General features: G+C 71.4%; 14 protein-coding genes. 7 read left to right on the top strand and 7 right to left on the bottom strand.

Annotation, left to right across the window (positions count from 1 at the left end; translation table 11 throughout):
* The first annotated feature begins 198 nt into the window (after nt 1-198).
* A complete protein-coding gene (locus RMN98_RS05070; RefSeq protein WP_309647713.1) occupies nt 199-891 on the top strand; it encodes an SDR family NAD(P)-dependent oxidoreductase in 693 nt (230 codons plus the stop codon).
* 14 nt (nt 892-905) lie between these two features.
* A complete protein-coding gene (locus tag RMN98_RS05065; RefSeq protein WP_309647712.1) occupies nt 906-1,220 on the top strand; it encodes an EthD family reductase in 315 nt (104 codons plus the stop codon).
* A 33-nt stretch (nt 1,221-1,253) separates the two neighbouring features.
* Here the strand turns inward: RMN98_RS05065 and RMN98_RS05060 are convergent, their stop codons facing one another.
* Nucleotides 1,254-2,741 carry a helix-turn-helix domain-containing protein gene (locus RMN98_RS05060; protein WP_309647711.1) on the bottom strand — a complete coding sequence of 496 codons (1,488 nt, stop codon included), beginning with the start codon at nt 2,739-2,741 and terminating at the stop codon, nt 1,254-1,256.
* Nucleotides 2,742-2,931: 190 nt separating this feature from the next.
* Between RMN98_RS05060 and RMN98_RS05055 the strand changes: the two genes are divergently transcribed.
* From RMN98_RS05055 to RMN98_RS05035, 5 genes are read left to right on the top strand one after another with little or no spacing between them, the layout of a single operon-like run.
* A complete protein-coding gene (locus RMN98_RS05055) occupies nt 2,932-3,987 on the top strand; it encodes an amidohydrolase family protein (RefSeq protein ID WP_309647710.1) in 1,056 nt (351 codons plus the stop codon).
* Nucleotide 3,988: 1 nt separating this feature from the next.
* Nucleotides 3,989-4,816 carry an iron-sulfur cluster assembly protein gene (locus RMN98_RS05050; protein ID WP_309647709.1) on the top strand — a complete coding sequence of 276 codons (828 nt, stop codon included), beginning with the start codon at nt 3,989-3,991 and terminating at the stop codon, nt 4,814-4,816.
* 5 nt (nt 4,817-4,821) lie between these two features.
* Nucleotides 4,822-5,847: an NAD(P)-dependent alcohol dehydrogenase gene (locus tag RMN98_RS05045; protein WP_309647714.1), complete on the top strand. Its 1,026-nt coding sequence runs from the start codon at nt 4,822-4,824 to the stop codon at nt 5,845-5,847.
* A gap of 10 nt (nt 5,848-5,857) precedes the next feature.
* Nucleotides 5,858-6,349, top strand: a complete 492-nt coding sequence (locus RMN98_RS05040) for a DUF1097 domain-containing protein (protein ID WP_309647708.1) — start codon at nt 5,858-5,860, stop codon at nt 6,347-6,349.
* Nucleotides 6,350-6,385: 36 nt separating this feature from the next.
* A complete protein-coding gene (locus RMN98_RS05035) occupies nt 6,386-6,715 on the top strand; it encodes a putative quinol monooxygenase (RefSeq protein WP_309647707.1) in 330 nt (109 codons plus the stop codon).
* Here RMN98_RS05035 and RMN98_RS05030 read toward each other — a convergent pair.
* The 6 genes from RMN98_RS05030 to RMN98_RS05005 all read right to left on the bottom strand — a co-directional run bounded on the left by RMN98_RS05030 (nt 6,702) and on the right by RMN98_RS05005 (nt 11,599).
* Entirely contained in the window at nt 6,702-7,022 is a 321-nt protein-coding gene (locus RMN98_RS05030) for a putative quinol monooxygenase (protein WP_309647706.1), read from the bottom strand. The genes RMN98_RS05035 and RMN98_RS05030 overlap by 14 nt on opposite strands.
* A gap of 35 nt (nt 7,023-7,057) precedes the next feature.
* Entirely contained in the window at nt 7,058-7,450 is a 393-nt protein-coding gene (locus RMN98_RS05025; RefSeq protein ID WP_309647705.1) for an STAS domain-containing protein, read from the bottom strand.
* Nucleotides 7,451-7,579: 129 nt separating this feature from the next.
* The gene (locus tag RMN98_RS05020) at nt 7,580-9,535 is read right to left on the bottom strand and encodes an amino acid transporter (RefSeq protein ID WP_309647704.1); all 1,956 of its coding nucleotides are present in this window, start codon (nt 9,533-9,535) and stop codon (nt 7,580-7,582) included.
* Nucleotides 9,536-9,583: 48 nt separating this feature from the next.
* The gene (locus RMN98_RS05015) at nt 9,584-10,618 is read right to left on the bottom strand and encodes an alpha/beta hydrolase (protein ID WP_309647703.1); all 1,035 of its coding nucleotides are present in this window, start codon (nt 10,616-10,618) and stop codon (nt 9,584-9,586) included.
* Entirely contained in the window at nt 10,615-10,923 is a 309-nt protein-coding gene (locus RMN98_RS05010; protein ID WP_309647702.1) for a sigma factor, read from the bottom strand. Before RMN98_RS05010 ends, RMN98_RS05015 begins: the two co-directional genes overlap by 4 nt.
* Nucleotides 10,907-11,599 (bottom strand): acyltransferase, encoded by a 693-nt coding sequence (locus RMN98_RS05005; protein ID WP_309647701.1) that lies wholly within the window; start codon nt 11,597-11,599, stop codon nt 10,907-10,909. Before RMN98_RS05005 ends, RMN98_RS05010 begins: the two co-directional genes overlap by 17 nt.
* Nucleotides 11,600-11,740: the final 141 nt, after the last annotated feature.

The raw sequence follows: 11,740 nt of genomic DNA, 5'->3' as shown, positions 1-11,740 counted from the left end.
TGCGGAGAGCAGCCGCGGCAGGTCGAGGTAGGCCGCATAGCTGAGCTGGTCCTCGAGGTCGGTGAGGATCCCCTCCTCGAGGCGCCGGGTGTTGTCGTCCATGGTCCGACCCTAGGGCGTGACCTGGGGGTCGGCCCTAGGACCACCGTCGTAGCGTCGGGCCGAGAGCACCCCGTCCCGACGCAGGAGGCAACACCCATGGAGCTGTCCGGAGCACGTGTGCTGGTCGTCGGTGCGACCGGCGTCCTCGGCGGGCTGACCACCCGCGCACTGGTCGACGCGGGCGCGCAGGTCGTCGTCACCGGTCGCGACTCCGACCGGCTGGGTGAGGTCGCCGCCGTGACCGGCCACGACCCGATCACGCTGGACGTCGTCGACGTGGAGGCCTGCGCGGCCGCCGTGGACGCCGCGGGCGCGGCCCTGGGCGGGCTGGACGGGATCGTCGTCGCCACCGGGGTTCCTGCCTTCGGGCCTGCCACGGAGACCGATCCGGCCGTCGCGGAGGAGCTCTTCGCGGTCAACACGCTCGGTCCGATGGCGCTTGTGCGCGCCGCCTCACGTCACCTCGACGGCGGCGTCGTGGTGGTGCTCTCCGCGATCCTGGCCGACCTGCCGACCAACCAGATGGCGGAGTACTCCGCGTCGAAGAGCGCCCTGTCGGCCTGGCTGGGCGTCGTACGGCGGGAGAACCGCCGGCGCTTCCACGTCATCGACGTGCGCCCACCCCACCTCGACACCGGCCTGTCCGACCGGGGACTGGCCGGCACCCCGCCGCGCCTGCCCGAGCCCCTGGCCGGCACGGTCGTGGTCGACCGGGTCCTCGACGCCATCCGCGCCGACGCGTCCGAGGTCGTGTGGGACGCCAAGGCCAAGGAGCTCGTCGTCCGCTGAGTAGGGTCGCAGGCATGCACCGACTGACGATCGAGTACACCGCGCCCGCCGACGTCGAGGCCTTCGAGGCCCACTACCGCGACGTCCACGTCCCGCTGGTGAACGGCCTTCCCGGACTGCGCCGCTTCGTCACGTCGCACCCCCGCGGCCTCGGCGGGGACGCTCCCTACCTCGTCGCCGAGCTGTGGTTCGACGACGCCGAGACGATGGCGAGCGCGCTGAGGACGCCCGAGATGGGCGCGACGGCGACCGACGCCGATGCACTCTGCGCCGCGACCGGGGTCGCCAGCCGGCTGATGTTCACCGGGGACCTGGTCGACCACCTGTAGGCCGACCACCGGGAGGCCCGAGCCGCGCGCAGGTCAGTCGCGCTCGAGGTGGATGTCGTACTGCGCGAGCTTGCGGTAGATCGTCGCGCGGCTCATGCCGAGCTCGGCGGCGGCGTCCTTCATCACGACGCCGGGTCTCGAGAGCACGCGCACGATCTCCTCGCGCTCGAACTCCTCGATCCGCGTCAGCCGGTGGGTCGAACCGGACAGCACCTCGGCCGGCAGGTGCCGAACGTCGACCACGTCGCCGCGCATGACCGCCTGACGCACGACCCGCAGCAGCTGCTCGACGTTGCCCGGCCACCGGTGCTGGGTCAGCGCCCGCTCGGCACCGGTGGTGAACGCCACCTCCCGACCTCGCGTACGACGAGCCACCTGCCGCGCCAGGGGCATCACGTCGTCGAGGCGCTCGCGCAGCGGCGGCACCTCCACCACGGTGTCGACGAGACCGGCGAGTGCCGCAGGGATGTCCTCGAAGCGCTGGGCGGTGAGCGAGAACGCCACGGAGTGACCCAGCGCGCGACCGCTGTCGCCGGCGCAGCGCAGCACCAGGTCGCGCAGCCGCTCGGCCACCCAGGCGGGCAGGGCGTCGACGTCGCGCACGACGACCGCGGTGTGCTCCTTGCCCAGCTCCGGCGTCCACAGCCCGAGCCAGGCCTCGACGTCCTGGGGAGCCGGCGGGCTCGCCGAGAGGATGCGGTCGCGCGGTCGCGTCAGGCGCTCCGCCTGGGCCAGCACCGTGCTGCGGCCCGATCCGGGCTCGCCCACCGCGGCCACAACCATCCCGTCCGTGAATGCCTGGCGGGCCCGGAGCAGCGCCTCGCTCCAGCTGCCGGAGAGGTCCTGCAGGGTGCCGGCGCCGGGCTCGAGCCGGGGCACCTCGACACGAAAGACCTCCCCGCGCGGCACCGGGCGCGGATGACGCCCCTGCGACCGTGCCAGCATCAGCGCAGCCGTGTTGCCGGCGGCCGACTGCGCCAGCGCGAGCAGCAGGTCGCTCGAGGAGCGTGACCAGGTGGTGAGGTTGACGGCACCCTCGAGGTGGCCGGTGAGCGGGTCGAGCACGGGCACGGCCGCGCAGGTGTAGGTCGTGAGGCTCAACGAGTAGTGCTCCTCCGCGCGCACCACCGTCGGCGCCCGGTCGGCCAGCGCCAGCCCGAGACCGTTGGTGCCGGCCTCACGCTCGGAGTAGGCGAACCCCGGCGCCAGGTGCACCTTGTCGAGGGCCCGCAGCAGGTCGGTGTCGCCACTGAAGCGGTTGAGCACCAGCCCCTCGGCGTCGGTGAGCATCAGGCTGATCGGCTCGTTGGCCAGGGAGCGGTGCAGGCCCGTCAGGACCTCGCGACCGCACTGGAAGAACAGCGACTCGTCGTCATAGCTGCCGGTGAAGACCGGGTCGATCGACTCCAGCGGCACCCCGTAATCCTGGCTTCGCTGCCACGAGGCGACCAGTCGGTGGGGCACCCGGTCGAGCGGCCCGTCGTAGAGACGGGCCCGGTCGGGCAGGTCGGTCTCGGACATCCAGGGCTCCTCCGGGGCGTGTGACCGACGTTACATTCAGGGCCCGCGCGACGACACCCCCCGCTGTCTCACATTGAGACACCGGCGGTCTCAGATTGAGACGTCGCACCCGACCACGAGGCCCCCGGTCCGTCCTACGTTCTGCTTCGAGAGCCGTGACGCCCGTCACGTTCGATCGGAGGCCTGACGCATGTACACCAAGGACGGCGAGAGCTACTTCATCGTCGACGCCCACATCGCCCTGTGGGACGCCCGCCCGGAGAACCAGCGCAACATCCACGGCAAGCAGTTCATCGACTGCTTCTACGACTACCACCGCAACCTCTCGCCCGAGTCCGAGGTCTGGTCCTACGAGGACTACCTCTACCAGGGCGGCGAGCGCCTGATGAAGGACCTCTTCACCGACGGCTACGTCGACCACGCGATCTTCCAGCCGGCCTACCTCAGCGAGTTCTACAAGACCGGTTTCGGCCAGTCCGAGGAGGCCCACGCACTCAGGCAGGCCAACCCGGGCAAGCTGACCTACAACCACAACTTCGACCCCCGCAACGGCGAGCAGGGCCTCGAGCAGCTGCACGCCGACGCCGAGCGCTTCGGCCTGAAGGGCGTCAAGCTCTACACCGCCGAGTGGCACGGCGAGTCGCGCGGTTGGAAGCTCGACGACCCGTGGGCCTACCGCTACTTCGAGGCCTGCCGCACGCTCGGCATCACCAACATCCACGTCCACAAGGGCCCCACGATCCGGCCGCTGGACCGCGACGCCTTCGATGTCGCCGACATCGACCACGTCGCCTCCGACTTCACCGACCTGAACTTCATCGTCGAGCACGTCGGGCTCCCCCGCCTCGAGGACTTCTGCTGGATCGCCACCCAGGAGCCCAACGTCTACGGCGGTCTCGCGGTCGCGATGCCGTTCATCCACACGCGCCCCAAGTACTTCGCCCAGATCATGGGCGAGCTCATGTACTGGATCGGTGAGGACCGGATCATGTTCTCCTCGGACTACGCGATCTGGACGCCGAAGTGGCTGGTCGAGAAGTTCGTCGACTTCCAGATCCCCGAGGAGCTCGGGGAGTACGCCCCCCTCACGACCGACCAGAAGAAGAAGGTCCTGGGGCTCAACGCCGCCAAGCTGTACGACCTCGAGGTCCCGCCCGAGCTGCGGCTGCCCGACGCCGACGAGACCGCCACCGGCCCGCGTCAGCCCGAGGCGGCCGACCTGGGCGCCGAGATGGCCTCGGTCTGACATGACCGCGACCCTGACACCACCCGACCTCGCGCAGGAGGCGTACGACGCCCTCGCCGTCGTCCTCGACCCCGAGCTGGACGAGCCCATCACCGACCTGGGCTTCGTGCGCTCGCTGGTGGTCGACGGCACCGACGTGGTGGCGCACCTGCGCCTGCCGACGTCGTTCTGCTCGCCGAGCTTCGCCTACCTCATGGCCTCCGACACCAAGGACGTGCTCGTGGCGCTGCCCTGGGTCGGACGGGTCGTGGTCGAGCTCGACGACCACCACGACTCCGACCAGATCAACGCCGGCCTCGCCGCCGACGCGGGCTACCGCGGGACCTTCCTGCACGAGGCAGAGAAGGACCTGGAGGAGCTGCGCACGACCTTCCGTCGCAAGGCCCACACGGCCGCGATGGAGCGCTGCCTCACGCGGCTGCTGCGCGCTGAGCCCGACCGGGCGCTGGAGTCCGTCGGCACGGTTGCACTGTCCGACCTGCCCCGCGACGACGCGACCACCGCGGCGCTCCTGCGGCGCCGGGCGGCGCTCGGGCTGCCCGACCACGCCGACGCCTTGGTCCTCGTTGACCACGAGGGCACGGCCCCGGAGGCCGAGCAGGTGCCGATGGCGCTGCGCAGGGCCCGGTCGACGCGCATCTCCATCGACGGCAACGCCCACTTCTGCCGGGGGCTGCTCCGCACCCGCTACCCCGGGTCGGAGGCCGAGCAGACCCACCGCACCGACGGCGCGGAGGCCGCGGACGCGGCGTACGACCCGACCTTCGTCCCGCTCGCGACCTTGACCCGTCGCAGCACCCACCACCACCTCGAGGAGACCCCGTCGTGAGCACGATGAGAGCCGTCCAGGTCGTCGGCTACCACCAGCGCCTGGAGATGACCGAGCTGCCGGTGCCGGACCCGACCGGCCCCTTCGACGTGATCGTCAAGATCGGCGGCGCCGGCGTGTGCCGCACCGACCTGCACATCCTCGAGGGGCAGTGGGCCGAGAAGTCCGGCGTGGCCCTGCCCTACACGATCGGCCACGAGAACGCCGGCTGGGTGCACGCCGTCGGCTCCGCGGTCACCAACGTCAGCGAGGGCGACAAGGTGATCGTCCACCCGCTCATCACCTGCGGGCTCTGCCGCGCCTGCCGCTCCGGCGACGACGTGCACTGCGAGACCAACCAGTTTCCCGGCATCGACAGCAACGGCGGGTACGCCGAGTACCTCAAGACGTCCGCACGCAGCGTCGTGCGGATCGACGACCGCCTCGAGCCCTCCGACGTGGCCGCTCTCGCCGACGCCGGGCTCACGGCGTACCACGCAGCCGCGAAGGCGGCTCGCCGCCTCACCCCGCGTGACCGGTGCGTGGTGATCGGCGCCGGCGGCCTGGGGCACATCGGCGTCCAGGTGCTCAAGGCGATCAGCCCCGCCGAGCTGATCGTGGTCGACCGCAACCCCGACGCGGTCAAGCTCGCACTCTCGATCGGCGCCGACCACGGCGTCGTCGCGGAGGGCAAGCAGGTCGAGGAGGTGCTCGAGCTCACCGCCGGCCACGGCGCCGAGGTCGTCATCGACTTCGTCGGCGAGGGAGGATCGACGGCCGAGGGGCTGGGCATGACGCGCCCGGCCGGCGACTACCACGTCGTGGGCTACGGCGAGAACGTCGACGTCCCGACCATTGACCTCATCTCGGCCGAGATCAACATCGTCGGCAACCTCGTCGGCTCCTACAACGACCTGCAGGACCTCATGGCACTCGCCGCCCGCGGTGCCGTCACCCTGCACACCGTGAAGTACGCCCTGGACGACTTCCAGTCCGCCATCGACGACCTCGACGCCGGACGTGTCCGCGGTCGAGCGATCCTCACCCCGTGAAAGGCCTGTCATGAAGAATCTCCTCGGAGTCGGCATCTCCGTCGGCGTCCTCGCCGGACTGTGGACCCAGGTCAGCATCGAGCTGACCCTCATCACCTGGGTGGCGTTCGTCGCCTGGGCCTGTTTCTTCGCCGCCGGCGGGGGGCGCGAGGGCCTGGTCAAGGGCCTCGCCGCCAACGTCTCCGGGGTGCTCTGGGCCTACCTCGCCAGCCTGGCGCTCGAGCAGGCGACGTTCAACGGAGCGGTCGCGATCGCGGTGACCGTGCTGGGCTTCGTCCTGTGCGTGCAGGCCGCGCTGCCGCTGCTCAGCTTCATCCCCGGCGCCTTCGCCGGCACGGCGTTGTTCTTCGGCACGGCCTTCGATCTCAGCGGTGTCCTGATCGCGATCGTCGCCGGCGCACTGCTCGGCCTGGTCTCCGAGGTGCTCGGCGCCCGGATCCAGGCGATGGTCGACCACACGTCGGCCCCCGCCGGACCGAAGGCGCCGGCCGCCCTCGCCTGACCACCGCCCCTCCTCACCACGCAGACAGGAGTCCTGATGATCGTCATCACCGCCCGCTTCCCGGTCCTGCCCGAGCACGCCGATGCCTGGCCCGAGATCTCCCGCAGTTTCACCGAGGCAACCCGCGCGGAGCCGGGCTGCCTGTGGTTCGACTGGTCGCGCAGCCTCGAGGACCGCAATGAGTACGTCCTACTGGAGGCCTTCGCCGGGGACGACGCGGCGGGTGCGCACGTGCAGAGCGACCACTTCTTCGCCGCCCAGCGCGAGCTGCCGCCCTACCTGGCGGCGACGCCGCGGATCATCAACACCACGGTGCCGGGCGACAGCTGGTCCGAGCTCGGGGAGCTCGCGGTCAGTCGACCGTGACCTCACCCATCTGGCCCCAGCCGTCACCGTCGACCTGACGGCTGACGATCTTGGGGGTGGCGACGAGCGCCTGCCCCATCTCGCCGGTGGCCTTCTTGAAGTGGTCGCTGGTGACGTGGGCCTCGGCCCCGTCGTCGGTGAATGCCTCGACGAGCACGAATTCAGCGGGGTTCTCCACGCTGCGGGACCACTCGAAGAAGAGGTTGCCCGGCTCCTGACGCGTGGCCTCGGTGAAGTCGGCGACCAGATCCAGCCACCGGTCGGTCCACTCGGTCCTGGTCTCGAACTTGACGACGATGAAGTACATGGCCTCGAGCCTGCCACAGCGGCCCCGGGGTCGGCTCAGGCCGACGCGGCGCTCCCCGCGGCCAGCGCCTCGTCGAGGGTGTCGAAGCACGGGAAGACCTTGTCCATCGCGGTGAGCGACAGCAGGCGGCTGACCTGCTTGCTGGGCGCGATCAGCCCGAAGGACCCCTGGAGCACCCGGGCGTGCTTGCGGGTGGCGACCAGCGCGGCCAGCCCGGCGGAGTCCATGAAGGAGACACCACTGAGGTCGACCAGCACGTGGGAGCTGCCGTCGACGATGAGGTCGCGCAGCTGGGTGCGCAGCGCACCGACGGAGGCCATGTCGACCTCGCCGCTGACCATCGCGACCTGGTGGTGACCGTGCTGCTCGACGACGACGCCGAGGACCCCGGGCACGCCCGGAGCCGCAGGGGCGATCTCGTGCTCCACAGCTTCTCCTCACTCGGTCCGGCCGGCACCGTGGTGCGTCCCGGACATACATCTCTCCATGCGAAGAGTGTCAGACGATCCAGCCCGGGGCGGGCGATTGTTCCATGTTCCACCCGGTCGGGTGAGGCCTCAGCCGCCCGCGTGCACCATGGGGCGGCGATCGGCGTCCGGCTCGGCGCGCCTGAGCACCTCGCGGGTCAGGGGCGGGATGTCACCACCGCCGGCGAAGAGGAACCGCAGGGCGTTCTCCCCCGGCCCACGCTCCGACCACTCGAAGTAGACGTGCGGCGGCTCCGGCGCCCGGTCGCGGACGGCGAGCAGGACGGCCGCGAGCACGTTGGGCACGCTCGTCCCCGTCGCGCGCAGGACGTCGTGGCCACCCACGCGCACCGCGGTGACCGGCACCACCGAGGTGAACTCGCTGGCGTCGGTGATGGACACCTCGAGGAACACCGCGTCCTGGTCGGAGCGGAGGTGGTTGTCGAGGCGGACGTCCAACGACTTGGCGGCGTACTCCTCGTCGTCACCGGCATCGAGCTTGTTGGCGATGAACCGCACCGGCTGCTGGCCTCCGACCGCCGCCTCGAGGACGGCAGTGGCGGCCGGATCGAGCTCGACGCGCGCCACCCGGAGCTCGGTGCTGCGTGAGATGCGGGAGACGACCGAGATCACCAGGATCATGGCGATGAAGACCATCGCGATCAGGAGGCCCTCGGGACGGTCGACGACGGTCACGGTGATCGTGTAGACGAAGACCGCGGTGACGACACCGAAGAAGGCGCCGGCGCGGCGGTGGCCACGGCGCCACTCGGTGAGGGTCACGGCGACGGCGGCCGACGTCATCAGGGCCAGTACGCCGGTCGCGTAGGCGCCTGCCTGGGCGTCGACGTCGGCCTTGAACAGGATCGTGACGACCGCGGCGATGACGGTGAAGACGAGCACCAGCGGACGTGTGGCCCGCGCCCAGTCCGGGACCATGCCGTAGCGCGGCAGGAAGCGCGGCACGATGTTGAGGAGCCCGGCCATGGCCGACGCCCCGGCGAACCACAGGATCCCGATCGTCGCCGCGTCGTAGAGCGTGCCGAACCCGTCACCGAAGGACTCGTGGGCGAGGAAGGCCAGCGCCCTGCCGTTGGCCTCGCCGCCGGGCTCGAACGCCTCCGTGGGGATGAGCAGCGTGGTCACGAGGGACGACCCGAGGAGCAGCACGCTCATGATCAGAGCCGCGGCGGTGAGCAGCTTGCGGGCGTTGCGGATCCGGCCCAGGGGGGCGCGGCGGGTGTCGCCGGGATCGCCCTTCACCAGGGGCATCACGACGACCCCGGTCTCGAAGCCCGAGAGCCCCAGCGCCAGGGCCGGGAAGACCAGGAGCGACGCGCCGATCACCGCCAAGGGGGACGCGTGCGCCTCGCTGATCGCCGAGGTCCAGTCGCCGAAGACCGAGGGCTCCGCGAAGGCCTGGCGGAAGCCGTCGACGATCACGACGGCAGAGAGCCCGAGGTAGGCGGCCACCAGGACCACGGCGATCCCGATGGCCTCGGTGAAGCCCTTGAGGAAGACCGCGGCGAGGAGGGCGAGCAGGCCGAGGGTGACCAGCACCTCCTTGCCCGCGATGGCGTCGTGGAGGAACGGGTTCTCGACGAGGTGGGCGCTGGCGTCGGCGGCAGAGAGCGTGATGGTGATGACGAAGCCGGTCGCGACGAAGCCGATCAGCGCGAGCACCAGCAGCTTGCTGGGCCAGTAGGACAGGAGCCGCTCCAGCATGGAGAGGCTGCCGTCACCGTGGGGCGACTCGGCGGCCACCCGTCGGTACATGGGCAGGGCCCCGAACAAGGTCACCAGGACCAGCACGAGGGTGGCGATGGGTGCGAGGGCTCCTGCGGCCAGCGCGGCGATGCCGGGCTGGTAGCCGAGCGTCGAGAAGTAGTCGACGCCGGTCAGGCACATGACCTTCCACCAGGGCTTCACGTGCGCCTGCTCGGAGGCCACCGACTCGTCCTCGTAGAAGCCGCTCGGCTCGGGCTGGTCGGAGTGGAGGAACCACCCGCGGAAGGCGCGGCCCTGGTCCGTCGTAGGCGTCGTCACAGGCGCGGACTCTAGGCCCCCGCCTGCAGTCCCTCATGATCGGCGAGCTCAGATGGTCTGGAGCGCGGCGCGCTGCGCGGCGACGATGGCCACGAGGGCCGGCTTCGCGCCCCGGCTGAAGTAGGGGAAGCTCAGGAAGCCGTGGGGCATGACGTGGAAGTCCTCCACTCGCGCGGACCCGCCGGCGGCCACCAACGCCTCGGCGTACGCCACCCCCGCGTCGTGCAGCGGGTCCAGGCCTGCGACCACGACCACCGCCGGCGGGAGGCCGGACAGGTCGGGGGCGTGCAGCGGCGAGTGCCGCCAGTCGGACGGGTCGGCGTCGTCGAGGTAGTGCCCGCGGAAGATCTCCATGTCGGCGTTGCTGAGCACGATCCCGCGGGTGTTGGCGCGGTAGGACTCGGTCCCGCGCAACGCGTCGGTGAGGTCGGTGGCGGGATAGATCAGTGCCTGGTGGCGCACGAGCGGTCCGCCCTGCTCGCGCGCCATGATCGCGACCACGGCCGCGAGGTTGCCGCCGGCGCTGTCGCCCATCACCCCGATCCGCTCCGGGTCGCCGCCCAGCTCGTCGGCGTGCGCGACGGCCCAGACGAGCGCGTCGTAGCAGTCCTCGACCGCTGCGGGGAAGCGGTGGGCCGGCGCCAGCCGGTAGTCGACCGAGACCACGACCGCGTCGAGGTCGGCGGCGATCGTGCTGCAGGTCCAGTCGCACTGACGGGCGCTGCCGAGCGCGAAGCCGCCGCCGTGGAAGTTGACGACGACCGGCCGCGGGCCCGCCGGTCGGTCGGGGGTGTAGACCCGCAGCGGCACCTCGCCGTGCGCCGCGGGGAAGGAGCTTGTCGCGATCGTGACCCCGGCCCGCGGGCGACCGAGGAAGAGCGACGCGACCACCGCGGCGGGTCCGGCGTCGGGGATGACGGAGGTCTGCGCACGGGCGAGCGCCCGCTCGTCCATGTGCTCGATCGAGAACGCCTTGTTGGACTTCATCAACCGGTCGATCGCGCGGACGCCGACCGGCAGCCGGGGCCGGCTCGTGGGCCGGTTCGTGGGCCGGTTCGTGGGCTGGACCGTGCGCTGGGTCATGCGGTCGATCGTGCCACTCCGTGCACGATCGCCAGGATCCACGCGAGTCCGCTGCGCCGCGACGGGTCGAAGCGCGGCGCCGTACGCCACACCGTCAGGTAGGCCTCCTGCGTCACGTGCTCGGCTCGCTCCGGGTCACCCACGAGGCGGCACGCGAGCGCGTAGGCCCGTGCCGACGTGGCGTCATAGAGAGCAGCGAAGGCCTGCTTGTCCTGCTGCCCCGTCCGTCGCAGCAGGGTCGTGACGTCGCGACCGGACTGGTGTTCCGCGTGACCGTCGAGCACGCGCTCAGGGTGCCACGACATCGGTGAGGTCGTAACGCTCGGCCAGCGGGGCAAGCACCGGTCGTACGTCGCCACCGGGTGTCACCCAGCCGACCGTGGGCTCGTAGCGGCGCAGCACCCGCGCCGGCGCACCGCCCACGATCGCCCGGTCCTCGACGACCCCCCGGACCACCGAGCCCGCCGCCACCACGACGTTCGACCCGATCCTCGTGCCGGGCAGGATGATCGCGCCGTGGCCGATCCACGAGCCGGCGCCGATCGACACCGGCTGGTGCTCCCCGAGCTGGAGCCCGATCGGGGCATCGAGCTCCTGGTAGCCGTGGCTCGCGTCGGAGACGAACACGTCCTGGCCGAACCACACGTCGTCGCCGACCACGATCGACTCGTGCGCGGTCAGGCTGGTGCGCGCGCCGATGACGCACCGGTCACCGATCACCAGCCCCCGCTCGGGCAGCGCCGTCGCGTCGGGGCCGTAGCCCACCGACAGCGTCACCTGCCGGCCGATCAGCGTGCGCTCGCCCACGTGGATCGCACGGGCGCCCATCAAGGTGGCCATGGGGAAGCCGATCGAGCTCCCGACACCGAGGCTGCCGAACGCGTCACCGGCCCGGGTGCCCGGTGCGATCTCCCCGGCCCGCTGCAGCCACGTCCACGCCGCCTGCACGCCGGCGTTCGTCCATCTCTCGGCTCGCTTCACGGCCCGAGCGTAGTGACTGTCGTCACCCACGGTCGCCGAGTCGGGGGCGTAGAGTAGGCCGGGCGCCGCCCGCCGCGGCGAAGGAGGGGCGGAAGGGGGTGGGGGGGCGGACCACGCCGGCGCCAAGGGGGGGGGGGGGGG

Source organism: Nocardioides sp. (genome assembly GCF_031397825.1).
In the GTDB taxonomy this organism is placed as follows: Bacteria; Actinomycetota; Actinomycetes; order Propionibacteriales; family Nocardioidaceae; genus Nocardioides.
The sequence above is the reverse complement of the archived record's forward strand: the minus strand, read 5'-3'. Positions and strand labels throughout refer to the sequence as shown.

Coding starts and splice junctions, on each gene's coding strand:
- RMN98_RS05070 (WP_309647713.1), top strand. CDS start 199: ATGGAGCTGTCCGGAGCACGTGTGCTGGTCGTCGGTGCGACCGGCGTC.
- RMN98_RS05065 (WP_309647712.1), top strand. CDS start 906: ATGCACCGACTGACGATCGAGTACACCGCGCCCGCCGACGTCGAGGCC.
- RMN98_RS05060 (WP_309647711.1), bottom strand. CDS start 2,741: ATGTCCGAGACCGACCTGCCCGACCGGGCCCGTCTCTACGACGGGCCG.
- RMN98_RS05055 (WP_309647710.1), top strand. CDS start 2,932: ATGTACACCAAGGACGGCGAGAGCTACTTCATCGTCGACGCCCACATC.
- RMN98_RS05050 (WP_309647709.1), top strand. CDS start 3,989: ATGACCGCGACCCTGACACCACCCGACCTCGCGCAGGAGGCGTACGAC.
- RMN98_RS05045 (WP_309647714.1), top strand. CDS start 4,822: ATGAGAGCCGTCCAGGTCGTCGGCTACCACCAGCGCCTGGAGATGACC.
- RMN98_RS05040 (WP_309647708.1), top strand. CDS start 5,858: ATGAAGAATCTCCTCGGAGTCGGCATCTCCGTCGGCGTCCTCGCCGGA.
- RMN98_RS05035 (WP_309647707.1), top strand. CDS start 6,386: ATGATCGTCATCACCGCCCGCTTCCCGGTCCTGCCCGAGCACGCCGAT.
- RMN98_RS05030 (WP_309647706.1), bottom strand. CDS start 7,022: ATGTACTTCATCGTCGTCAAGTTCGAGACCAGGACCGAGTGGACCGAC.
- RMN98_RS05015 (WP_309647703.1), bottom strand. CDS start 10,618: ATGACCCAGCGCACGGTCCAGCCCACGAACCGGCCCACGAACCGGCCC.
- RMN98_RS05010 (WP_309647702.1), bottom strand. CDS start 10,923: ATGTCGTGGCACCCTGAGCGCGTGCTCGACGGTCACGCGGAACACCAG.